This window comes from Collinsella aerofaciens (assembly GCF_028207065.1).
Taxonomy (GTDB): Bacteria; Actinomycetota; Coriobacteriia; order Coriobacteriales; family Coriobacteriaceae; genus Collinsella; species Collinsella aerofaciens_AR.
The window spans coordinates 41,852-60,499 of sequence record NZ_JAQLFP010000014.1; the positions used below are offsets into that span (position 1 = coordinate 41,852).

The following is an 18,648-nucleotide window of genomic DNA, read 5'->3' on the forward strand; positions in this document are numbered from 1 at the left end:
CCTTAGGTCCTACTCGGCGACAGCGGACTTCTCCGCTGCGATCTCGCGGGCGCGCTGCTCCGTGAGGACGCGAGCGATGTCCTTCTTCACGGTGTTGACGCGAGCGGTGTTGTCCAGCTGGCTGGTGGCCATCTGGAAACGAAGGTTAAAGAGCTCGGCGCGCATTTCCTTCAGCTTCTCAACGAGCTGAGCGTCCGAGAGCTCACGAATCTCTGCGGGCTTCATTAGTTCTCCTCCTTGGCGGCGGCGGCGTCCTCAGCAGCCCACTTGGCCTCGAGAGCGGCCTCCTCAGCCATCTCCTTCTCGATGCGCTGCTCAGCGTTCTTGGCAGCAACAATCTTGGTCTTGATGGGAAGCTTGTGCTGTGCAAGACGCAGAGCCTCGCGAGCGACCTCCTCGGGCACGCCCTTGACCTCGAACATGATGCGGCCGGGCTTGACGACGGCCACCCACTCCTCGGGGTTACCCTTACCAGAACCCATGCGAGTCTCGGCAGGCTTCTTGGTGATGGGCTTATCGGGGAAGATCGTGATGTAGACACGACCGCCACGCTTCATGTAGCGGGTCATGGCAATACGAGCGGCCTCAATCTGACGGTTGGTGATCCAATGGGCCTCGAGAGCCTGGATACCAAACTCGCCGAAATGCAGCTCGGTATTACCCTTGGCCTGGCCCTTCATGGAGCCACGCTGCACCTTGCGGTGAAGAATACGCTTAGGGGCAAGCACTACTGACCCCTCCTCTCGGAGTTACGACGACGAGGACGGGAAGAGCCCTCGAGTGCAGGGTTGGGAACAGGCTGGCCCGGGAGCTTCTCGCCCAGGTAGATCCAGACCTTCACGCCGCAAGCGCCCATGGTGGTGCTGGCGACGGCCGTGCCGTAGTCGATCTTGGCACGGAGGGTGTGCAGAGGCACGCGACCCTCGCGGTACCACTCACGACGGCCCATCTCGGCACCGCCGAGACGACCGGAGCACTGGATACGGATGCCCTTAGCGCCGGCCTTGCGGGCAGACTGGACAGCCTTGCGCATAGCGCGACGGAAGGCAACGCGGCCCTCGAGCTGCTCGGCGATAGACTGAGCAACGAGGTTGGCGTCGAGCTCGGGGCGCTTGATCTCGACAACGTCGACGGAGAGCTGGCCCTTGGAGACGCCAGCGACCTTCTCGAGCTCGGTGCGGAGGGTATCGATCTCGGCACCCTTCTTACCGATGACAACGCCGGGGCGAGCGGTGAGGATGATGACCTTCACCTTGTCGCCAGCGCGCTCGATCTCGACGCGGGAGACAGCTGCGCGGGAAAGACGCTTCTCGAGGTACTTGCGGATCTCGAGATCGTTACCGAGGGTCTTAGCGTAATCCTTCTCTGCGAACCAGCGGGAGCGCCAGTTCTCGGTGATGCCAAGACGGAAGCCGGTGGGGTAGACTTTCTGACCCATACAGCTTTACGCCTCCTTTCGAGGAGCAACGACGACGGTGATGTGGGAAGTACGCTTCAGAATGCGAGAAGCGGAACCCTTGGCGCGGGGACGGATGCGCTTAAGCGTCGGACCCTCGTCAACATAGGCAGCGGCGACAACCAGGTTGTCGGCACGCAGACCGTTGTTGTTCTCGGCGTTCGCAACGGCGGAACGGAGAACCTTCTCGACATCGACGGCGACGGCGCGGTCGCAGAAGTGAAGGATGTCGAAGGCCTGAGCGACAGGCTTGCGGCGGATCAGATCGACCACCAGGCGGGCCTTGCTGGGGGAAACACGCACGTACTTAGCGACGGCGCGAACCTCGGTGGCCTCAGTTTCAATAGACTTAGTTGCCATTTACGGTTAACCCCCTATTTGGCCTTGTGGCCACGGAACGTACGAGTCGGCGCGAACTCGCCGAGCTTGTGACCAACCATGGACTCGGTAACATACACGGGCACATGCTTGCGGCCGTCGTGGACGGCGATGGTGTGACCAACCATCTCGGGGAAGATGGTGGACGCGCGGGACCAGGTCTTCACGACGTCCTTCTTGCCAGCCTCGTTCATCGCGGTGATACGCGAGAGAAGGCGAGTCTCCACGAACGGGCCCTTTTTGAGACTTCTGCTCATAAGTGCTTTCTCCTAAAACTCGGTATCCGAAATTACTTCTTACGGCGACGAATGATGTGCTGGTTCGAGACCTTCTTCTTCTTGCGCGTACGAAGGCCCTTCGTCGGCTTACCCCAGGGGGTAACAGAGGGACGACCAGAGGTGTGGTTCTTGCCCTCGCCACCGCCGTGCGGGTGGTCGACAGGGTTCATGACGGTACCGCGGACGGTCGGGCGCACGTTCATGTGACGCTTACGGCCGGCCTTGCCGATGACGATGTTGGCGTGATCGGCGTTGCCGACCTCACCGACGGTGGCGCGGCAGGTAACGAGGATGCGGCGCATCTCGGAGGAAGGCATACGGACGATAGCGTACTTGCCCTCCTTACCCATCAGCTGGCAGGAGTTACCGGCGGAACGAGCGATAGCAGCGCCCTTACCCGGCTGGAACTCGACGGCGTGGATGAGCGTACCGACGGGGATGTCGGCGAGGGGCAGAGCGTTGCCCGGCTTGATGTCGGCGTCAGAACCGGACATGATGGTCTGACCGACCTCGAGGCCCTTGGGGGCCAGGATGTAGCGCTTCTCACCGTCAGCGTAGTGCAGCAGAGCGATGCGAGCGGAACGGTTCGGATCGTACTCGATCGTGGCAACCTTGGCGGGCACGCCGTCCTTGTTGCGCTTGAAGTCGATCACGCGGTAACGACGCTTCACGCCGCCGCCCTGGTGGCGGGTGGTGATGCGGCCGTTGTTGTTACGACCGGCCTTCTTGGGCAGGGGCTCGAGAAGAGACTTCTCGGGCTTGGTGCAGGTGATCTCGGAGAAATCGGAGATCGTCTGCCAACGCCTACCAGCGGAGGTCGGCTTAAGGTGCTTTACAGCCATTACAATCCCTTTCAATAGGAATCCGTTAGCCATCGCAGACAGGGATTCGAGGTTCTGCCTCGGGTGCGATGACACCGGACGTATACACGGTTCCGGGCGTGTCCATTTTATACGCCCAAAACCTTGAGCTCCCGCCTCCCCTATTTGGGAGGCATGAGCCCACTCAACAGCAGCGAGTCTTAGGCCTGGTTGCCAAAGACCTCGATGGTGTCGCCCTCGGCCAGCGTGACGATGGCCTTCTTCCAAGAACGGGTCTTGCCGGCGACATAGCGCACGCGCTTGGTCTTGGGCTTGACCGTCAGGGTGTTCACGCGAACGACCTTGACGCCGAAGATCTCCTCGACAGCGTCCTTGATCTGATACTTGTTAGCATCCTTGGCGACCTCGAACGTGTACTTGTTCAGCTCCATGCCGGAGAAGGAACGCTCGGACACGATCGGACGGATGATGATCTCGTGGGCGGTCATTTATGCAAGCACCTCCCCGAAGTGAGCGGCGATGTCAGCGGGCATCAGCACAGCGTTGTTGTTGACGAGATCGTAGGTGTTGGCCTCGTCGGCAGTGATGATGAACGTCTTGGGAATGTTGCGGAACGACAGGTAGGCGTTGACGTCCTCATCGCGAACGATGATGGTCAGACGCTTGCCCTCAAGGCCGAGAGCCTTGAGCATGGCGACGGCAGCCTTGGTGGAAGGCTTCTCGAAGCCGTAGTCGTCGACGAGCACGAGCTCGCCATCGGCCAGCTTGGCGGACAGCGCGGAGCGCATAGCCAGCTTGACCTCCTTGTTGTTCATACGCTTAGCGTAGGAACGGGGCTTGGGGGCGAAGACAACGCCACCGTGACGCCACTGGGCAGCACGGATGGAACCCTGGCGGGCACGGCCGGTGCCCTTCTGACGCCAAGGCTTCTTGCCGCCACCGGAAACCTCAGAGCGACCCTTAGCAGACTGGGTGCCCTGACGCCAAGAGGCCATCTGGCACTTGACGATGTGGTGCATAACGTGGATGTTCGGCTCGATGCCGTACACCTCAGCGGCGAGCTCGGCCTCGGCGACCTTCTTGCCCTCGCTGTTCTTTACTTCAAACTTTGCCATTTAAGTGTTCTCCTTGGTATGACGCTGGGCTAAATGGGCTGGGCCCTTAGGCCATACGGATGGCGACGAGACCATTCTTGGCACCCGGGACAGCGCCCTTGACCAAGATGAGGTTCTGCTCGGCATCGATGCGGACAACGGAAAGGTTCTTGACGGTAACGCGCTCGTTACCCATGTGACCGGCCATCTTGACGCCCTTGAGGACGCGCGCAGGATAGGCGCACTGACCGATAGAACCGGGGTGACGCTGGAAGTGAGAACCATGCGTCATAGGACCGCGGCGCTGACCCCAGCGCTTGATGCGACCCTGGAAGCCCTTACCCTTGGAGGTACCGATGACGTCGACCTTCTCGACATCAGCGAAATCAGCGACGGTGACGACCTCGCCGACCTTGTGCTCCTCGCCGTTCTCGACGCGGACCTCACGAAGGAAGCGGACAGGCTCGACGCCAGCCTTGGCGAAGTGACCAGCCATGGGCTTGTTCACGTTCTTGGCCTTGATGTCGCCGAAACCGATCTGGACGGCGTCATAGCCGTCGGTTGCCTGAGTTTTAACCTGCGAGACAGCGCAGGGGCCAGCCTGGATGACCGTGACGGGAACGACGTTGTCGTCCTCGTCCCAAACCTGGGTCATGCCAATCTTGCGGCCGAGAATCATGCTGATCAAGATATGATCCCAACTCTCGCGTGGTCTTGGGACAATGCGTACACCACCGAGCGTACGCCCCTAGAGGACCACTACTTACACGACGTGCTCCCCAGCCTTGTATTTCGCCCGGACTACCTGACAACCCTATTAAGCAGGCATTTTGTCCAGCCAGAATACTCCCCTGGTTTCACACAGCTGTTTAGTATACACGGCTGCGGGCGTATCCATCGAGATTCATATTTCACTCACATTGTTTACGCAGGTAAAGTGCGTGGATGGCTCCCGAGCACGGCGGAGGGCCGGAGAAATATATTAAGGTCCCTGCTCTACAGTCCTGCGCAAGACGGAGAGCACATTAAGTGCTCTCCTTTGCGTGCGGAACTCGCGATGACCTTAATATATTTCTCCGGCCCTCCGCCGTGCTCGGGAGACGACACGTTGATGTCTGCTTAACTCTGCTCGCTCAGGCTAATGACTTTGTTGGGGGTCCACTATTTGCTGGAGGGTGAACTTGCATTGCATTGGCTCGCCCTCTACTTGTGGCTCCGCCTCATCAAAATCGAAAATCATAATGGCGCAGTTGGGGAGTTTTGTTGGGAGCTCGAAGCCCTCTGGGGCTGCAGCCTTGATGAATTGGCGGCTGGCGCTGCCGTGGCTTACTGCTAGAAGGGTTTCGATGCCCTCGGCGCCCATGAGATTGGTGAGGGTGCCCACCATGCGCTCCTGCAGGGCATGGCTTCCTTCTCCGCCAAATGGGATCAGGTCCTCGCCGGGGTCCCAGACGTCGGTGGGTAGGGCGTCGTGGGGGCCTTCTTCGAAGGTGCCGTAGCTGCGCTCGATGATGCCTTCGCAGGGCTCGACTGCTGTGTCCGGGCCGAGGAGCTCGCATGCGACGAGCTGAGCCGTGTCCATGGCTCGGCCTAAGGGCGAAGAGACCACTTTGTCGGGGACGACGCCGTGGGCTTTGAGCCATGCGGCTGCCATTCCCGCTTGCTTGCGGCCCAGATCGGTCAACGGAGAATCGCAGCGGCCCTGGACGAGCTTTTTAACGTTGAATTCTGTCTGACCGTGGCGGAGTAGATATAGACGCTTCATGCTCTCCCCTTCTGTATAACTTGCTTTGCTGGCACAGCCCTACTCGTGGGTATGGCCTACGTAGTCTTCGTCGATCGTGATCTTGGCGACCGACTTGGGATATTCCGATTCGACCCGTTTCGCCAGCGCGCGCTTCAGGTCCTCGGCGCTCATCGCCAAATCCGAGGGACGTACGCAGTCAAAGATCACGTTGGTATGCGTGGGGCCCGGAACACAGCGTAGGTCGTGGATCGAGAGGCGGCTATCAATCTCTTGAGCCATAGCGTTGATGCGCAGACGCATGCTCGCCACCTTTGGATCGTCGGTCACGATGGGATCGTAATGGAGCGTGACGATCATGCCGTCTTCGACCCTAAACGACTGCTCGATGTTATCGAGCGTGTCGTGACTTTCCAGCGGGCTGGCCTCGGCTGCCATCTCGGCGTGAGCGCTTGCGAACTTCCTGCCCGGGCCGTAGTCGTGAACCATCAAATCGTGAACGCCCAAAACGCCGGGGTAGCTCATGATCTTGTCTCGAATGTGCTTGACCAGCTTTGGATCGGGTGCCTGGCCCAAAAGCGGGCTCACCGTATCCTGGATGAGCTCAAAGCCGCTCCAGCCGATATAGGCGCCAACGGCAAGGCCGACCCATGCGTCAAGATTGATGTGCGTCACCTGCGAAACAATTGCGCACGCCAGCACGGCACCCGTAGCTAGGACATCGTTCTTTGAGTCCTGAGCGGTCGCATGCAACGTCTCGGACTCAATGCGATCGCCGAGCTTTTGGTTGAGGGCCGCCATCCAGAGCTTAACAATCATCGAAAGCACCAAGACTGCCACCAGGGCAAGCGAGAACTCGACAGGTTCGGGGTGGATGATGCGCTCAACCGAGGACTTCACCAGCTCAACGCCAATCAGCAGCACGAGCGCCGCCACGACCAGACCCGAGAGATACTCGTAGCGGCCATGTCCGTAAGGATGCTCGGGGTCGGCCGGCTTGCCCGCCAGCTTAAAGCCAAGCACGCTCACGATGTTCGAGCTGGCATCGGACAGGTTGTTCATGGCGTCCGCCACAATCGAAACCGATCCCGACAGCACGCCAATTGCACCCTTCGCAGCGCAAAGCGCAACATTGGCGAGAATACACACTATGCCCGTCAACGTTCCCACGCGCGCACGGTCGCCCTGCGCACGACGAACAATCCACTCGACCATCCTCATCAGTCCCCACGGTACTACCTATATATCTATTGCTCAAACGGATTGTAGTGTAGCCACTTTGCCCCACAGATACAAAAAGGCCGCAACCCACACGGGCCACGACCTTGGAACATGACAAAGAAATCGCCCTTTGTCGCACGGGTTTATGCGCTTGCTTCGGCCACGCTCTTCGAGGTTTCGGGTGAATCAGCTCCGTCCCCCGTCGTCTGCCCCTTCGCCGGCACCACGCCAAAACAGCAGCTCAGCGCCGCAGACACCGCAAATGCTGCGCCGCCGGCAGCGCAGCACCACAGCAGATTCGAGATGCCGCCCGTGGCAAAGCCAATGACCATGAGGACATTCGTCATACCGATGGTATAAGCCGTAACGTGGCCCACGGCCGCAACAAGGCCTCCGACGGCGCCGCCAACGGCCATGCACGTCAGACACCTGCCATATTTAAAGCCGCATCCGTACAGCGCTGGCTCGCTTACGCCGCCAAGAATCCCCGAGATTGAATAGCCCAGCATGAGCGCCTTCTCGTACTTATCCGCAACGCGGAGCGACGCGCCAAAGGGCATACCCCAAACGGCGAACGTTGCCATCGTCGCGGCGATCAGGATGCACGAATCCGTTCCCACACTCATAAACTGCGCATAGGCGAGCGATAGGACAACGTTGCTGACACCCGCGATCTTAAGAAACTCCCAGCCCGCGGCAAGCCCCATGAGCGTGAGCAGCGACACGATGCCACCGGAATTGCCAAGCATAAACATAAGCTGTCCCAACAGCATGCCCAGATAGCTGCCTGCCGGCGCCGTAACACACAGCGACACCGGAACCATGACAAGCATGGTTGCAAACGGTACAAAAGAAAACGCCACAGCCTGAGGGATAGTGCGCTTAAAGAAACGCTCCACCTGCCATAGCACGGGCACCGAGATGAGAACCGGAATAACAGTCGTCGTGTAATCGTTGACCGGCGCGGGAAGTAGATCATACACGAAAGTCATCGATGCCCCCGTCGTCGATGCGGCATCAACGAGCTTAAGCAGATCGGGCACAATCAATACGCCGCCCAGCATCATGCCCAGCTGCTCCGAGCAACCGAGCTGGCGGGCAGCGGCCCAACCAAGATAGATGGGCAAAAAGTAATAGCCAGCGTTATACAGCCAGCTGTAAAACAGGCGATAGATTTCGGAATCGGCAGGCCATAGACCAAGCATGCCTTCGCCCATAATGACGGCAACGGTGCGGAACAGCGCCGCGCAGACAATAAACGGCAACGCCGACATCATGCTTTTGGACAGATAGTCCACCACGGCCATGGCGTTTGATGAAACCGTCGTTGTAAACGAGGTGTTAGAAACTTGTGACATGGAACGCCTTTCCCAATGTGACATGCGGACTGTCCCTTTGTCACATCGTGCGGTACTGACCGATTGCGCGGTACTTTTCGTAGCGGAGGTTTGTGAGGGTCGCGTCGTCGAGCTGCCCAAGCGTATCGAAGGCATCAAATGCCGAGGACATGACGACACCGGCGATCTCCTCATGCGACAGGCCCCTATCGTCAACAATGCCGTCGATGATGCCGAGCGCCAACAGATCGGGGGCCGTGAGCTTAAGCGCCTCAGCGGCCTCATTCGCGCGCTCGGTATCCTTCCACAGGATCGACGCACAGGCCTCGGGGCTCACGACCGAATAGGCCGAGCTCGAGAGCATCAGGATGCGGTCGGCCACGGACAGCGCCAGCGCGCCACCAGAGCCGCCCTCGCCTGTCACCACCGAGACAATCGGCGTCTTAAGGCCGCTCATCTCCATGAGATTCTGGGCAATCGCCTCGCCCTGGCCGCGCTCCTCGGCACCGATGCCGCAAAACGCGCCCGAAGTATCGACCAGGCACAGAACCGGCCGACCAAATTTCTCGGCTTGGTGCATCAGGCGACGTGCCTTGCGGTAGCCCTCGGGATGTGCCATACCAAAGTTGCGACGCATGCGCTCTTTGGTCGTGGTACCGCGCTCGATGGCGATAACCGTCACGGGTCGCCCGTCTTTCCAGCCGATGCCGCCCACCACGGCAGCATCGTCGCCAAAGTAGCGGTCGCCGTGCAGCTCTACGAATCCGTCGAGACCCAACGAGATCATCTCGCCTGCCGTGGCGCGGTTCGCCGAGCGAGTCTGTTTGACGATTTCGAGCGCGCTTTTTGGTGCGGCCGAGCGCTTAAACAAGTGTCCCAGCTTTTTGTCGCGACGACCCGTATGCACGATCTCATGCGGTGCCCCCAGGCCGGGCGCGTGCCCTTCGTGCAGCGCCAGCAGCTCGCCTACCGTGAGCGCAATCTCACCACGCGGAACAACGGCATCGCAAAAGCCGTGCTCCAGCAAAAACTCGGAACGCTGGAATCCCTTGGGCAGACGCTTGTGCATGTTCTGCTCGATCACGCGCGGGCCGGCAAATGCCGTCAGGGCATCGGGCTCGGCCAGGATAATGTCGCCCTCCATGGCAAAGCTCGCGGTTACACCTCCGGTCGTGGGATCGGTGAGCACCGTGATATACAGGCCGCCCGCCTCGCTGTGGCGCCTAACCGCCGCAGAAATCTTGGCCATCTGCATGAGCGAGGTCACGCCCTCCTGCATGCGGGCGCCGCCCGATACGGTAAAGCCAACGACCGGCAGCCCCAACTCGGCCGCGCGCTCAAAGACACGACAGATCTTCTCGCCCACCACGGAGCCCATTGAGCCCATCATAAAGTTGGCATCCATAAAGAAGAGCGCGGTATCGCAGCCGCAGATTTTGCCCCTGCCGCACACAACGGCATCGCGCTCGCCCGAACGCTCGCTCACGCTCTTAAGCTTGTCGGCATAACCGGGAAACGAGAGGAAGTCCTTCGACGCCAGATTGGCATCCCATTCCTCAAAGGTACCCGCGTCGACCGTCATGCGCATGCGCGCGCGACCGCTCACGCGAAAGTGTTTGCCGCAACGAGGACAGACCTCGAGGTTGTCGTGCAGGCGCGCCTCATCGATCACACGGCGGCACTCCGGGCATTTGACAAACACGTGGCGCGCGGGGAACTCGGCGCACGACTCGGTTATCGGCCCCTCAAGGACATTGACCGTCTTCGCTTTTCTATTCATCAGCATAGAGATGCCCCATCAGATCGGTGTGATACATGCCCGACAAAAACTCGTCGTTTGCCAGCACGTCGAGCTGAAGCTCGCTATTTTCGCTCACGCCCTCAATCACGAGCTCGCCCAGGGCCGAGCGCATCTTGCGAATGGCACCGTCACGCGTGGGCGCGCACACGATGAGCTTGCCGAGCATGGAGTCGTAGTACGGCGGAACTTTCGCTCCGGTAAACATGGCGGAATCCCAGCGCACGCGCGGACCACCCGGCACACGCAACGCGGTGACCGTTCCACATGACGGTAGAAAGTCCGGCGTTTCGGCATTGATGCGGCACTCCATGGCGTGGTTGCGGACCGGTACGTCCTCCTGCTCAAAGGGCAGAGGCTGGCCGGCAGCCACGCGCAGCTGCCACTTAACCAGGTCGGTATCGGTCACAAACTCCGTAACCGGATGCTCCACCTGCAAGCGCGTGTTCATTTCCATAAAGTAGAAATTGCCGTCATCTGAGTACAAAAACTCGATGGTGCCAGCGCCCTCATAGCCAACGGCACGAGCCAGGTCGCGCGCGGCCTTGTGCATGCGCGCGCGAATATCATCGCGTCCGTCGAGGCACGGCGCGGGGCTCTCCTCGATCAGCTTTTGGTTGCGGCGCTGCACCGAGCACTCGCGCTCACCGAGCGAAAACACATGGCCCTGCTTATCGGCCATAATCTGTACCTCAACGTGATGCGCCGGCGCAACGAACTTCTCCATGTAGCACTCGCCGTCGCCAAAAACGGCCTCACCCTCGGCACGCGCCTCGATGAACGCCTTTGCCGCATCTTCCACGCGCTCGACCTTGCGAATACCGCGACCGCCGCCGCCCGCGCGCGCCTTAATAAGCACGGGGCAGCCGATGCGCTCGGCCTCGGCCGTCGCCTCCTCGGGGCTTTTGAGCAAATCGCAGCCCGGCACGATGGGCACGCCCGCAGCAGCGGCCGTTCGGCGTGCGGCGTCCTTGTCGCCCATGCTGTCGATCACCTCGGCCGAAGGACCGACAAACGCCAGACCGAACTTGTCGCAGTCGCGCACGAAGCTCGCCTTCTCGGAGAAAAAGCCATAGCCGGGATGAATTGCCTTAGCTCCCGACTTTACGGCACAGGTGAGCACGGCATCGTCGTTGAGGTAGCTCTCGGCAAGACGCGGGCCACCGATGCAATACGCCTCGTCGGCAAGCTGCACGTGTAGCGCGTCCGCATCGGCCGTGGAATAAACGGCGACGGTCTTGATGCCCATATCGCGGCACGCGCGGATAACACGGACCGCGACTTCGCCGCGGTTGGCGATGAGCACTTTGTCGAACATGGAGCCTTCCTTAACTTTCGTGCATGAGTGCAAAAGACATATCGGCGCGGCAGCAAACCTCACCGTTGACGCTCGCAGTACCCGCCGCAAAGCGGAACGGCCCGCGCGCACGCGTGATGGAGCACACTAGATCCACCGTGTCGCCCGGGCGCACCGGACGCTTAAAGCGCACCTTGTCCAGACTCGTGTAGAACGGCGTCGCGCCGCGCGCCTCCTCATCGCCCATCAACAGCACGCAGCAGTTCTGGGCGAGCATCTCGCACTGAATCACGCCGGGAACGACCGGGTTTCCCGGAAAATGTCCCTGCAAAAAGTACTCGTCGCCTGTAATCGTGATCTTGCCGTGGGCCTCGTCGCCCACCAGCTCGGCTTCGTCGAGCAAAAGCATCGGCTCGCGATGCGGTAACAGCTTCTTGAGCTCTTCTTTGTTCATGGATATCACCTATCCGATCCTCATGAGGCAGCTGCCAAACTCCACGAGGTCGCCGTCGGCCACGCAGATCTCGAGCACCTCACCGTCTGCCTCGGCCGTCACCTCGTTGAGAACCTTCATGGCCTCGATGATGCAGAGGGTCTCGCCGGCCTTGACCTTGGAGCCCACGCGCACAAATGGCTCGTCGCCCGGCGCAGGGGCAGCATAGAAGACGCCCACCATGGGAGCAGTCACCTCGGTGCCCTTGGGCTCCGGCGCGGCGGCAGGTGTCTGCGTGGCGGGTTCCGGTGCGGCAGGCGCGACTGTGGGAGCTGCAACTTGAGCGGCCATGGCGCTCGGCATAGGCATGGGCACGGCAACCGGCTGCGCCACACTCGCGCGCTCGAGTTCGACCGCGGTGCCATCGGGCTCCTCAACGCGTACGCGCGTGAGGCCGCGGTCCTCCATCACATCGGCTATCTCGGCAAGTCTTTTGGAATCCATGCTCTAGCTCCTCGTATATCTACGCAGCGCGATGGCGGCGTTGTGCCCGCCAAAGCCCAGGTTGGTCGAAAGCGCCCAGGTAAGGTCGGCGCGAACCGCGCGATTGGGCGTGTAATCAAGATCGCAGGCGGAATCGGGCGTGTGGTAGTTAATGGTCGGCGGCACCACGCCCTGCTCGAGTGCCATGGCGCAGGCCATGACCTCGATGGCCCCCGTGGCACCGATCATGTGCCCCGTCATCGACTTGGTCGACGAGACATGTGCGGCGCGCGCCGCGTCCTCGCCGAGCGCTCGCTTAATGCCCGCCGTCTCGGACGAATCATTAAGCTTGGTCGAGGTGCCGTGGGCATTGATGTAGAGGCCCTCGGAAGGCTTGACGTCGCCCTCGGCCACCGCCAGCGATATCGCGCGGGCAATGCCGGCAGCCTCGGGATCGGGACTCGTGATGTGATAAGCATCATCGGTGTTGCCGTAGCCCACGACCTCGGCATAAATGTGCGCACCGCGCGCCTGCGCATGTTCCATGCTCTCGAGTACCAGCACGCAAGCGCCCTCGCCCATCACAAAGCCGTCGCGGTCTGCATCGAACGGGCGGCAAGCCGTCGCAGGATCGGGGTTGGTGGTCAATGCGCGGCAGGACGTAAAGCCTGCAACGGCATCGGGGATAATGGCCGCCTCGGCGCCGCCCGCGAGGATCGCGTCGGCATAGCCGTGCTTGATGGCGCGGAACGCCTCGCCCACCGCATGGGCCGAGGTCGCGCAAGCAGTCACGACTGGCAGGGTCGGTCCCTTTGCCTTGTGGCGGATCGCGATATTGCCCGAAGCCATGTTGGGGATCATCATCGCAATCATATAGGGCGATGCGCGGCGAGGTCCACGATCGGCGATCGTGTGGACGTTGTCGACGAGCGTCGTCATGCCGCCCACGCCCGAGCCCACGTAGACGCCCAGGCGCTCACGATCGATGGCGCCTTCGACATCAAAGCCCGCATCGTGCATTGCCTCGTCCGAAGCCGCCATCGCAAACTGAACGCAGGGGTCCAGATGCTTGGCGTCACGCTTGCCAAAGTACTCGTTGCCGTCAAAGCCCTTGACTTCGGCCGCCACCTTGACGGTAAACGCATCGGTATCGAAGTGCGTGATCGGGCCGATGCCACAGGTCCCGGCGCACATGGCCGCCCAGGTGGCAAGCGCGGTGTTGCCGAGCGGCGATACGGCACCGATGCCGGTGATTGCAACTCTCTGTTCCATCATGGTCTCCTCATCCAAGCCGTTCTTCGGCCCTGGTTTCTACATCGCCATTCCGCCGTCGACGCGCACGACCTCGCCCGTAATGTAAGCAGCCGCATCGCTCGCTAAAAAGCGCACCACGCCGGCCACTTCCTCGGGACGTGCCATGCGCTTAAGGGGAATCTGTTCCTCGGTTGCCGTACGCACCTTCTCCGAGAGCTTTGCCGTCATATCTGTCTCGACAAACCCGGGGGCGACCGCGTTCGCTCGTACGCCACGAGGCGCAAGCTCGCGCGCCACCGCCTTGGTAAGCCCTATCACGCCCGCCTTGGAAGCAGCGTAGTTGGCTTGCCCGGCATTGCCCATCAGGCCCACGACCGAGCTCATGTTGACGACGCAACCGCCGCGCTGGCGCATAAAGGTCTTGGTGAGCGCGCGCGTCATATTGAATGTTCCCTTGAGATTGACATCGAGCACGCGATCGAATGCGTCATCGCCCATGCGCATGAGCAGGCCATCGCGGGTGATGCCGGCGTTGTTGACGAGCGCCCAAATGGAACCAAAGTCGTTGAGGACCGCTTCCACGCACGCGTTGACGGCAGCGGGATCGGCCACGTCGCATTGATATGCGCGTGCCGTGGCGCCAACCGCCTCACAGGCTTCGCACGTCTTGCGCGCCGCATCGACGCTGCCGGCATAGACGACGGCGATATCAAAGCCGTCCTCCGCCAGGCCGACAGCGCAGGCGCGGCCGATACCCCGCGAGCCGCCCGTGACCAGTGCCACGCGACGTGAGTCGTTGCGCTCGAGCGCGCCGTTGTTCAAGTTGCCCATGTCATTCCTTTCGGGTTACAGCCCTGTGGACTATGCGAGCTCGTCGGCAATAGCTGCGACCTGCTCGGCCGTTTCGCACGAATACACGCGAACGTCGCTCAGCGTACGCTTGACCAGGCCCGACAGCGTTTTGCCAGGGCCGACCTCAATAAACGTGTCGATGCCCTGATTCTGCAGAGTATGCAGCGTGTCGACCCAACGAACGGCATGACTCACCTGATTGGCCAAGACATCCGATGCCGCTCGCGGGTCCGCCGGATAGGGCGCCGCCGTCATGTTTGCCATGACCGGAATCAGCAGCGGTGACGGCGCGTGGCCGGCTTGGATATACGTCGCCAGCCCCTCAGTCGCCTCGGCCATATAGGGGCTATGAAATGCGCCCGACACCGCGACTTTCATAGCGCGGCCGCCAGCCTCTTTTACTAGGACGTCGAGCTCCTGCAGCGCCTCGGGCGCTCCGGCAACAACCGTCTGCTGCGGACTGTTGTAGTTGACCGGCCAGCAGTCCTCGCCGGCCTGTTTTGCCAGGTTCTCGACTTGCGCCGCATCGAGCTTGATGACGGCGCGCATGCCGCCCGGATGGCGCTCGGCAGCCGCGGCCATCAGCGCCGCGCGCTCGCACACGAGCTCAAAGCCCGCTCGCGTATCGAACGTCCCCGCAAAGGTGAGCGCGGCGACCTCGCCAAGCGAAAAACCCGCACAGGCGGCAGGTACCACGCCGCGCTCACGCAGGGCGGCAGCCGCTGCCAGATCGTGAACGAACACGCACGGCTGCGTGTTCTCGGTCTGCGAGAGTTCCTCCTTGGAGGCGCTTCGGCACTGCTCACTGGTCCCCGGGCGCACCTCGTCGACAATGGCGAACACCTCGGCGGCCGCCGGCGATGCCTCGATCAGGTCGACGCCCATCGCGGGGTGCTGGGCGCCCTGGCCGGCAAACAGAAACGCTACGCCACCCATGCGCACGCACCCTTCAGGACGTGCTCGGCGCCATCGACTAGGTCGTCAACGATTTCACGAGCACTTTGGCGCTCGTTGACCATGCCGGCAATCTGTCCACACAAAAACGAGCCCTCTTCGTAATTGCCGTCCTTGGCGGCCTTGCGAAGGGCGCCCGTGCCCATGGCCCCGAGCTCCTCGACGCTTACGCCCGCCGCCTCGCTCTTGGCGTAGGCGTTAGTGAAGGGGCTCTTGAGGGCACGCACCGGGTGTCCCGTCGAGCGGCCGGTCGCACGCGTCGAGGTGTCGTTGGCCTTCAGGACCATCTCCTTGTACTGCTCCGATACGGTGCACTCATCTGCGATCAGAAAGCGCGTACCCACCTGCACGCCGGCGGCGCCCAGCATAAAGGCGGCCGCCACGCCGCGGCCATCGGCGATACCGCCAGCCGCAACCACGGGAATATCGACCGCATCGACAACCTGTGGCACCAGTGCCATCGTCGAGGTCTCGCCAATATGGCCGCCTGATTCGGTACCCTCGGCAACCACGGCAGTGGCTCCACGACGCGCCACGAGACGCGCCAGCGCCACCGAGGCAACGACCGGGATGACCTTGATGCCCGCCTCGTTCCACGCCTTCATGTACTTGGTGGGATTGCCGGCACCCGTCACGACGACCGGCACCCGCTCGTCAATCACGACCCGCGCGACCTCGTCGGCAAACGGGCTCATGAGCATGACGTTGACGCCAAAGGGCTTATCCGTCCTGGCGCGCAGCTCATGAATCTGGTCGCGCAGCCAGTTGGCGTCGGCGTTCATGGCCGCGATAATCCCTAAGCCGCCCGCCTCGGACACTGCGGACGCCAGCGAGGCGTCGGCGATCCAGGCCATACCGCCCTGGAACACGGGCTTTTCGATGCCGAGCAGATCGCAGAGAGGAGTCTTGAGCATCTCTACTTCTCCAATGCCGCCTCGACCGTATCGGCGAACTCGCCGACCGTCTTGGGGTTCTCCTCGGTATCGAGCTGGATGCCAAACTCGTCCTCAACGGCGACGAGGATCTCGACGGTGCCCAGACTGTCGAGACCAATCTCCTCGAGCGTGGACTCGGGCTTCATCTCGACGTCGTCAAGACCGGCGGTCTCGCGGATAACATCGCAAACGCGCTCGAAGGTCTTCTGATCTGCCATGGTAGTTCTCCTTTGTTTGTGCCCTAGGGGCGTTTTTATTTCCTATGTGCGACTACTTCCAACGAAGTAGATAGCCACCTATATCCAGACCGGCGCCAAATCCAACGAGGGCGATGGTGTCGCCCGTGTGAAGTGCACCGGCGTTTGCCAGCCGGTCGAGGGCAAGCGGAATGCATGCGCTCGAAATGTTGCCGGTCTCGCGCAGCGTTCGAACCACGCGCTTGTCTGGCACACCGAGGCGCTTGACCGCCTGACTCAGGATTCGTTCGTTAGCCTGATGGAATACAAAATGGTCGATGTCCTCGACCGAAATGCCCGCATCGCTCGCAAGCTTATGGACCGTGTCGCAAATCGCGTTGACGCCGAACTTGAACACGCGGCGGCCATTCATGGACAGCACGCTCTCGCTATCTGCGGAGGCCTTAAACGGCGAGGTGCCGACCAGACCGGGAACGCACAACGTCTCGACGTCGGGCGCCGTCGAAAGCTCAACGGCAAGGGGGCTGTCTCCCCCAGCCTCAATCACCGCGGCGCCTGCCCCATCGCCAAAGAGCACACAGGTGGCGCGGTCGGTCCAGTCGAGCGCGCGCGTCATCTGCTCGGCGGCAACGACAAGCACATGCTTGGCTCGTCCTCGGGCGATATAGCCCTCGGCAACATCGAGCGCAAATACGAAGCCGGCGCAGGCAGCCGAGACATCGAAGGCAGGGCACGTCGCGCCCAGTCGCTCAGCAACGGCACACGCCTCGGCGGGAACAAGGTGGTCACCCGTCGTCGTCGAGCAGACGATCAAATCCAGCTGGCTCGCGTCGATTCCGGACACCTGGAGTGCCCGCTCGCTCGCCGCTACGGCAAGGTCGTCAAGTGACTCGGTGGTGCATACATGGCGGCTCTTGATACCTGTGCGGGTAAAAATCCACTCATCCGAGGTATCGAGGAACTCGGACAGCTCGTCATTGGAAACACTGCGCTTAGGAAGCGCCGAGCCTGTTCCAAGAATCGTGAAACCCATCACTAACCTCCTTTGAGTTGTTGACGTGTTTACATCGACCAAGAGAGGATAGCGCATTTCAGTCGTTGTTAACGTGTTAACATTAAATTGTCCAAATGCGACAAAGGCTTCACATTGTGTCTCTCTCGACACCATTGCGTTATTCACTTATTCATTAAGGAGGTAGCAGCCGTTATGGATGCCAAATTAACGATAGTCGACGTAACCGGATCGACCAACGATGACCTGCTCGAAGCAGGAAAACAGGGAGCGCCGCACGGCACAGGACTTGCCGCCCGGGCTCAGACAGCAGGACGCGGCCGGCGCGGCCACAAGTGGGATTCAACCGCCGGCAATCTGTTACTCTCGATTGTCCTACGTCCTCGTGTTGATCCCGCCAAGTACTCTGGCCTTGCCGCCGTCAGCGGCCTAGCGGTGCTCGAGGCGCTCGAAAAACAGGGTCTTGCAAACGAGATTGGCCTCAAATGGCCCAACGACCTGGTCGCGCGTGGACGCAAACTCGGCGGCATTCTGGTCGAAGCCGCACGCGATAACGAAGGCAACCCCTTTGCGGTCTGTGGCATCGGCGTCAACGTGAACTATGTGCCCGCGGAGGTGCCCGATGGTGGCCTGCCGGCAATCGGTCTCTCGGACCTCAACGAGAACGTTCCCGCCGTCGATATGCTCCTCGATGAGGTCTATCACACCGTCGTAAACGCTGTAGACGCGTGGGCAGATCTGCTCAACGCCATGGAAGAAAACGCCGGACCGCTCGCGCCCGTCCACGGCGAATATGTCGCTCACCTCAATTGGATTGGAAAGCACGTTATCGCCCGCTCCCCTGCCGGTGACGAGCTGGCGCGAGGCATCTTTAAAACCGTCGATACCTTTGGACGCGCGTGTATCGAAACGGAAGACGGCTTGCGATCCTTCCATTTTGAGGAGGCGTCGCTGCGCCCCTTGGGCGAATAGGGCGCCGCAGCCACCTACTCAGCAGCATTACCAGGCGGTCAAAACCCATCATGCAAAATCAAAACCACCCCTAAAAGGGGTGGTTTGCTCTTAGGGTATAACCCTTGGATTTCCGGCACGCGTCTAAAGGCG

The 18,648-nt window shown here is 61.1% G+C and carries 22 protein-coding genes and 1 pseudogene; 1 reads left to right on the forward strand and 22 read right to left on the reverse strand.

All coding sequences use genetic code 11. The features are described from left to right. Window positions 1–9: 9 nt before the first annotated feature. The 22 genes and pseudogenes from rpmC to PMX72_RS05630 form a co-directional block, all read right to left on the reverse strand. Complete coding sequence (rpmC, locus tag PMX72_RS05525; protein ID WP_006235039.1) at window positions 10–225, reverse strand: 50S ribosomal protein L29; 216 nt, start codon at window positions 223–225, stop codon at window positions 10–12. 86 nt (window positions 226–311) lie between these two features. Continuing rightward, a pseudogene (gene rplP, locus PMX72_RS05530) lies at window positions 312–728 on the reverse strand (50S ribosomal protein L16); the annotation flags it as partial. Then, window positions 728–1,438, reverse strand: a complete 711-nt coding sequence (gene rpsC, locus PMX72_RS05535; RefSeq protein WP_006235037.1) for a 30S ribosomal protein S3 — start codon at window positions 1,436–1,438, stop codon at window positions 728–730. The pseudogene rplP and the gene rpsC, both read right to left, overlap by 1 nt. A 6-nt stretch (window positions 1,439–1,444) precedes the next feature. Next, window positions 1,445–1,816 (reverse strand): 50S ribosomal protein L22, encoded by a 372-nt coding sequence (gene rplV / locus PMX72_RS05540; protein WP_006235036.1) that lies wholly within the window; start codon window positions 1,814–1,816, stop codon window positions 1,445–1,447. Between the two features lie 14 nt (window positions 1,817–1,830). Beyond that, window positions 1,831–2,091, reverse strand: coding sequence for a 30S ribosomal protein S19 (gene rpsS, locus PMX72_RS05545; protein WP_006235035.1), 261 nt, complete (start codon window positions 2,089–2,091; stop codon window positions 1,831–1,833). A 32-nt stretch (window positions 2,092–2,123) separates the two neighbouring features. Beyond that, window positions 2,124–2,954 (reverse strand): 50S ribosomal protein L2, encoded by an 831-nt coding sequence (rplB, locus tag PMX72_RS05550; protein WP_055250219.1) that lies wholly within the window; start codon window positions 2,952–2,954, stop codon window positions 2,124–2,126. Between the two features lie 179 nt (window positions 2,955–3,133). Beyond that, complete coding sequence (rplW, locus tag PMX72_RS05555) at window positions 3,134–3,421, reverse strand: 50S ribosomal protein L23 (RefSeq protein WP_022094197.1); 288 nt, start codon at window positions 3,419–3,421, stop codon at window positions 3,134–3,136. Then, window positions 3,422–4,048, reverse strand: a complete 627-nt coding sequence (gene rplD / locus PMX72_RS05560; protein ID WP_006235032.1) for a 50S ribosomal protein L4 — start codon at window positions 4,046–4,048, stop codon at window positions 3,422–3,424. Window positions 4,049–4,094: 46 nt separating this feature from the next. Further along, window positions 4,095–4,715 carry a 50S ribosomal protein L3 gene (gene rplC, locus PMX72_RS05565; RefSeq protein ID WP_035137484.1) on the reverse strand — a complete coding sequence of 207 codons (621 nt, stop codon included), beginning with the start codon at window positions 4,713–4,715 and terminating at the stop codon, window positions 4,095–4,097. A 450-nt stretch (window positions 4,716–5,165) separates the two neighbouring features. Beyond that, the gene (locus PMX72_RS05570) at window positions 5,166–5,792 is read right to left on the reverse strand and encodes a histidine phosphatase family protein (protein WP_117843487.1); all 627 of its coding nucleotides are present in this window, start codon (window positions 5,790–5,792) and stop codon (window positions 5,166–5,168) included. Window positions 5,793–5,831: 39 nt separating this feature from the next. After that, a complete protein-coding gene (locus PMX72_RS05575; protein ID WP_271729395.1) occupies window positions 5,832–6,986 on the reverse strand; it encodes a cation diffusion facilitator family transporter in 1,155 nt (384 codons plus the stop codon). A 149-nt stretch (window positions 6,987–7,135) separates the two neighbouring features. Further along, window positions 7,136–8,350, reverse strand: coding sequence for a PTS sugar transporter subunit IIC (locus PMX72_RS05580; RefSeq protein ID WP_271729396.1), 1,215 nt, complete (start codon window positions 8,348–8,350; stop codon window positions 7,136–7,138). A gap of 40 nt (window positions 8,351–8,390) precedes the next feature. Further along, complete coding sequence (accD, locus tag PMX72_RS05585; protein WP_089572485.1) at window positions 8,391–10,115, reverse strand: acetyl-CoA carboxylase, carboxyltransferase subunit beta; 1,725 nt, start codon at window positions 10,113–10,115, stop codon at window positions 8,391–8,393. Next, window positions 10,102–11,445, reverse strand: coding sequence for an acetyl-CoA carboxylase biotin carboxylase subunit (locus tag PMX72_RS05590; RefSeq protein WP_117647602.1), 1,344 nt, complete (start codon window positions 11,443–11,445; stop codon window positions 10,102–10,104). Before PMX72_RS05590 ends, accD begins: the two co-directional genes overlap by 14 nt. 10 nt (window positions 11,446–11,455) lie before the next feature. Beyond that, window positions 11,456–11,878, reverse strand: a complete 423-nt coding sequence (gene fabZ / locus PMX72_RS05595) for a 3-hydroxyacyl-ACP dehydratase FabZ (protein ID WP_271729397.1) — start codon at window positions 11,876–11,878, stop codon at window positions 11,456–11,458. Between the two features lie 9 nt (window positions 11,879–11,887). Continuing rightward, window positions 11,888–12,361, reverse strand: coding sequence for an acetyl-CoA carboxylase biotin carboxyl carrier protein (gene accB / locus PMX72_RS05600; protein WP_117629227.1), 474 nt, complete (start codon window positions 12,359–12,361; stop codon window positions 11,888–11,890). Between the two features lie 3 nt (window positions 12,362–12,364). Continuing rightward, window positions 12,365–13,612, reverse strand: a complete 1,248-nt coding sequence (gene fabF, locus PMX72_RS05605; RefSeq protein ID WP_117629228.1) for a beta-ketoacyl-ACP synthase II — start codon at window positions 13,610–13,612, stop codon at window positions 12,365–12,367. A 39-nt stretch (window positions 13,613–13,651) separates the two neighbouring features. Then, window positions 13,652–14,425 carry a 3-oxoacyl-[acyl-carrier-protein] reductase gene (gene fabG / locus PMX72_RS05610; protein WP_089572490.1) on the reverse strand — a complete coding sequence of 258 codons (774 nt, stop codon included), beginning with the start codon at window positions 14,423–14,425 and terminating at the stop codon, window positions 13,652–13,654. Window positions 14,426–14,455: 30 nt separating this feature from the next. Beyond that, on the reverse strand, window positions 14,456–15,382 hold the full coding sequence (locus tag PMX72_RS05615) for an ACP S-malonyltransferase (protein WP_271729399.1): 927 nt from the start codon (window positions 15,380–15,382) through the stop codon (window positions 14,456–14,458). Continuing rightward, entirely contained in the window at window positions 15,370–16,314 is a 945-nt protein-coding gene (gene fabK, locus PMX72_RS05620) for an enoyl-[acyl-carrier-protein] reductase FabK (RefSeq protein WP_117563768.1), read from the reverse strand. The genes PMX72_RS05615 and fabK overlap by 13 nt, the downstream gene beginning before the upstream one ends. A 2-nt stretch (window positions 16,315–16,316) precedes the next feature. Then, the gene (locus PMX72_RS05625) at window positions 16,317–16,553 is read right to left on the reverse strand and encodes an acyl carrier protein (protein WP_006235019.1); all 237 of its coding nucleotides are present in this window, start codon (window positions 16,551–16,553) and stop codon (window positions 16,317–16,319) included. 52 nt (window positions 16,554–16,605) lie between these two features. After that, entirely contained in the window at window positions 16,606–17,565 is a 960-nt protein-coding gene (locus PMX72_RS05630; protein WP_117646091.1) for a 3-oxoacyl-ACP synthase III family protein, read from the reverse strand. 174 nt (window positions 17,566–17,739) lie between these two features. Here PMX72_RS05630 and PMX72_RS05635 point away from each other — a divergent pair, with 174 nt between their 5' ends. After that, entirely contained in the window at window positions 17,740–18,516 is a 777-nt protein-coding gene (locus PMX72_RS05635; RefSeq protein WP_117839647.1) for a biotin--[acetyl-CoA-carboxylase] ligase, read from the forward strand. Window positions 18,517–18,648: the final 132 nt, after the last annotated feature.

What these genes read in the sequence shown, in the direction of transcription:
- fabZ (WP_271729397.1), bottom strand. Translation starts at nt 11,878, where the DNA reads ATGAACAAAGAAGAGCTCAAGAAGCTGTTACCGCATCGCGAGCCGATG.
- PMX72_RS05625 (WP_006235019.1), bottom strand. Translation starts at nt 16,553, where the DNA reads ATGGCAGATCAGAAGACCTTCGAGCGCGTTTGCGATGTTATCCGCGAG.
- accD (WP_089572485.1), bottom strand. Translation starts at nt 10,115, where the DNA reads ATGCTGATGAATAGAAAAGCGAAGACGGTCAATGTCCTTGAGGGGCCG.
- rplW (WP_022094197.1), bottom strand. Translation starts at nt 3,421, where the DNA reads ATGACCGCCCACGAGATCATCATCCGTCCGATCGTGTCCGAGCGTTCC.
- rpmC (WP_006235039.1), bottom strand. Translation starts at nt 225, where the DNA reads ATGAAGCCCGCAGAGATTCGTGAGCTCTCGGACGCTCAGCTCGTTGAG.
- rpsC (WP_006235037.1), bottom strand. Translation starts at nt 1,438, where the DNA reads ATGGGTCAGAAAGTCTACCCCACCGGCTTCCGTCTTGGCATCACCGAG.
- fabG (WP_089572490.1), bottom strand. Translation starts at nt 14,425, where the DNA reads ATGGGCAACTTGAACAACGGCGCGCTCGAGCGCAACGACTCACGTCGC.
- PMX72_RS05615 (WP_271729399.1), bottom strand. Translation starts at nt 15,382, where the DNA reads ATGGGTGGCGTAGCGTTTCTGTTTGCCGGCCAGGGCGCCCAGCACCCC.
- PMX72_RS05570 (WP_117843487.1), bottom strand. Translation starts at nt 5,792, where the DNA reads ATGAAGCGTCTATATCTACTCCGCCACGGTCAGACAGAATTCAACGTT.
- fabK (WP_117563768.1), bottom strand. Translation starts at nt 16,314, where the DNA reads ATGCTCAAGACTCCTCTCTGCGATCTGCTCGGCATCGAAAAGCCCGTG.
- rplV (WP_006235036.1), bottom strand. Translation starts at nt 1,816, where the DNA reads ATGGCAACTAAGTCTATTGAAACTGAGGCCACCGAGGTTCGCGCCGTC.
- fabF (WP_117629228.1), bottom strand. Translation starts at nt 13,612, where the DNA reads ATGGAACAGAGAGTTGCAATCACCGGCATCGGTGCCGTATCGCCGCTC.
- rplB (WP_055250219.1), bottom strand. Translation starts at nt 2,954, where the DNA reads ATGGCTGTAAAGCACCTTAAGCCGACCTCCGCTGGTAGGCGTTGGCAG.
- PMX72_RS05635 (WP_117839647.1), top strand. Translation starts at nt 17,740, where the DNA reads ATGGATGCCAAATTAACGATAGTCGACGTAACCGGATCGACCAACGAT.
- PMX72_RS05590 (WP_117647602.1), bottom strand. Translation starts at nt 11,445, where the DNA reads ATGTTCGACAAAGTGCTCATCGCCAACCGCGGCGAAGTCGCGGTCCGT.
- PMX72_RS05575 (WP_271729395.1), bottom strand. Translation starts at nt 6,986, where the DNA reads ATGGTCGAGTGGATTGTTCGTCGTGCGCAGGGCGACCGTGCGCGCGTG.
- rplD (WP_006235032.1), bottom strand. Translation starts at nt 4,048, where the DNA reads ATGGCAAAGTTTGAAGTAAAGAACAGCGAGGGCAAGAAGGTCGCCGAG.
- accB (WP_117629227.1), bottom strand. Translation starts at nt 12,361, where the DNA reads ATGGATTCCAAAAGACTTGCCGAGATAGCCGATGTGATGGAGGACCGC.
- PMX72_RS05630 (WP_117646091.1), bottom strand. Translation starts at nt 17,565, where the DNA reads ATGGGTTTCACGATTCTTGGAACAGGCTCGGCGCTTCCTAAGCGCAGT.
- PMX72_RS05580 (WP_271729396.1), bottom strand. Translation starts at nt 8,350, where the DNA reads ATGTCACAAGTTTCTAACACCTCGTTTACAACGACGGTTTCATCAAAC.
- rpsS (WP_006235035.1), bottom strand. Translation starts at nt 2,091, where the DNA reads ATGAGCAGAAGTCTCAAAAAGGGCCCGTTCGTGGAGACTCGCCTTCTC.